The organism is Lyngbya sp. CCAP 1446/10, from assembly GCF_026130175.1.
Taxonomy (GTDB): domain Bacteria; phylum Cyanobacteriota; class Cyanobacteriia; order Cyanobacteriales; family Microcoleaceae; genus Microcoleus.
The window spans coordinates 1-2,847 of sequence record NZ_JAIGNI010000124.1; the positions used below are offsets into that span (position 1 = coordinate 1).

The 2,847-nt window shown below is 48.5% G+C and carries 1 protein-coding gene; it reads left to right on the forward strand.

Features of this window, described 5'->3' with window-relative positions; translation table 11 throughout:
- The first annotated feature begins 304 nt into the window (after positions 1 to 304).
- Positions 305 to 2,812 (forward strand): zinc metalloprotease HtpX, encoded by a 2,508-nt coding sequence (locus K4039_RS26520; protein WP_265239491.1) that lies wholly within the window; start codon positions 305 to 307, stop codon positions 2,810 to 2,812.
- Positions 2,813 to 2,847: the final 35 nt, after the last annotated feature.

The following is a 2,847-nucleotide window of genomic DNA, read 5'->3' on the forward strand; positions in this document are numbered from 1 at the left end:
AATCAAAATTTAGCGGTCAAGCAGTAAATGCGTGATTTTTGTGGCTGAATTAAGATATTTGTAGAATCAAATAAGTTATACACTGTCGAAAAATTAAGATTTACCGCAACTTATTGAGCGGATACATCGCGTCTACACATACGAAGTCCGCCTACGCGGACTAAGAGAACCATGATTGAACCGGCGATTGAAATCGCCGAATGAACCAGGAGGTAGCATAGTCCGCGTAGGCGGACTTGGTTTGTATAGCTGCGGTTTCAACCGCCGAATGAATTGCAACAACTAATGACAGAGAAATAGAGCTGTGTTAGAACAGCTATCGATCGACCAGCCAAGCTATCTTAGACAAGACGCGATCGCAATCACAGTTATGGCATCTCCAAACAATCAAAATTCGGCGGATTCATCTCTGAAACAGTCTCTGGAGGCTGGGTTAGCGGCTTTGAAACAAAAAGATTACCAACGCGCGATCGCCCTTTTAGAATCCGTCAGCCAAACCGCAGCAAATCAACCACCCGGAATCCGCGCCCAGATGGGATTAGTGGCGGCTTACAAAGCAACCGGAAATCTCCAAAGCGCGATCGCCCTGTGTACATCCCTCACCAAAATCCCCAACACCCAAATCAAAACCTGGGCCGATCGCACTTTAACCGAATTAACCCCACCTCGCCCCCCAAAACCAGCGGAAACTCCCCTAAAAACAGGCTTTGTCGCCTTCAATTCAGCAACGGAATCAGCGAAAAAAACGGTTAAGGGCGATGGCTTACGCCCCGCTTCGCTACGACCAACCGCAGACCAAAAAACCGGATTTGCACCCTTAGACCCGACTAGCGCCCCAGGAAACACCAAATCGCCACATATTTCACCGCCACCTCCACCCCCCAAACCGGCAATATCCACAGAAACCACACCCGATACAGAAACTAGCGACGAAAATAGTCCCGGTTCCCCAACAGATACTTACCAACTAACTTGGCGCGAAGCAGCGCGCACCGCGAAAAACCCGCGTCCCCTCAAACCGCTGAAGTTGCTGGAGTTTCGGATCGAAGCTTTTGCAAGTGCGATCGCCCTATTTTTCCTAGCCCGATTTGTCCTACAATTCCTGCTGACAAACACTAATTCTCTATTAGTTCAGCTTTTCATATTTACTAGATTGCCAATTTTCCAGCCGATTCAGCTTTTTTACCGCGATCCAACTCCCTTCCTCCAGTTTGTTTTCGGATTGCTTTTGGCCTCCTCTCCCTGGCTGACAGACGCGCTGCTGAAACTATTTTGCGGCATCGAAACCCTGCGCGGATCAGTTTTATCCAAACACAGCAAGGAAGCTAGCCGCGTACTGCGAAGTTTTTGTACCAAGCAAAATATGCCGGTACCGGTGCTGAAACTATTACCAGTAAATGTTCCTGTGGCTTTCAGTTACGGCTGTTTGCCCCGTTTTGCTCGGATTGCTGTCAGTCAAGGGCTGTTAGATCAATTGACGGATGATGAAATTGCTACTATTTTCGCGCGGGAATTAGCCCATATTTCTCACTGGGATTTTGCGCCGATGTCGCTGGCGATGTTGGTGATTCAGATTCCTTACCTTATATATTGGCAGACTGCTTACTGGGGCGAGCGGTTGTGTGATTTAATGACGATCGACTTTTTGCGTTCTGCTGTCAGATTTATAACCGCTGCAATTTCTGCTATTAGTTACGGGATTTATAAGTTGTTGCGCTGGCCGATGTTGTGGTTGTCGCGCCGTAGAGTGTATTTTAGCGATCGAACTTCAGCAGAAATTACCGGCAATCCCAACGGTTTGACGCGGGCTATCGCTAAAATTGCGATTGGGATTGCTGCAAATATTGAACAGCAAAAACAAACAAGCTTTTTCCTCGAAAGTTTCGATTTATTGTTACCCGTCGGCGTCGCACAAGCTGTAACCCTTGGTGGTGCTGCATTACGCGCGCCACTAGCACAAATTTTGCTGTGGGATGTCACCAATCCTCACCGCACTTGGTTGACAATTAACAGCGCGCATCCTTTGCTGGGAGAGCGTTTCAAGCTATTGGAACTCTACGCTCAATTCTGGAAACTGGAGACTGAGTTGGATTTGGCGAGTCTGTCGCCGGAACAACCCAAGAAAGCAAAATTGTCTCTTAAATCAATACTCGAATTTAAAGACTCAACACTATTTTTACAGGGTGCGCCGTTTTTTGGGATTCCGATGGGTTTGGGGATTGTCGGGCTGCTGTGGATGGTTGGCTGGCTGTTTTCCAAGACGAGTATTTGGCAACTCGATTGGCTTTTGGGCGATCGATCGATCTTTTGGGGCTGTTTGCCGATCGGATTTTGTCTCGGTACTTTGATCCGGATTAACTATTTTTTCCCCGACATTACGCCACAAGAAACCACTTCACCGAGTTTACCGGAGATTTTGTCAAATCCTGAGACTTGGCCCGTCGATGCTCAACCTGTGCAGCTTTCCGGGCAACTTTTGGGTAGGGCTGGTATTGAGAATTGGCTGGGACAAGATTTGATCTTGCAAACGGCGACGGGTTTGGTGAGGTTGCACTATGTTTCGAGGATTGGCCCGATCGGCTCTTTGTACCCATTTTTGCTCAAACAGACGACTCGCCCGATCGATTTGATCGGAAAACCCGTTGTGGCGACTGGTTGGCTGCGCCGAGGTGCTACTGTGGCGATCGACCTGGAAACTCTTCGCAGTCAAGAAGGGAAAGTCAGTGATAGCGGACATCCGATTTGGTCTGCGATTTTGGCTTTTGCTGCTGCTGTTTGGGGCGCATACATCATTATCCAGGGCGGAAGATGAGAGGGGGAGATGGGGAGATGGGGAGATGGGGAGAT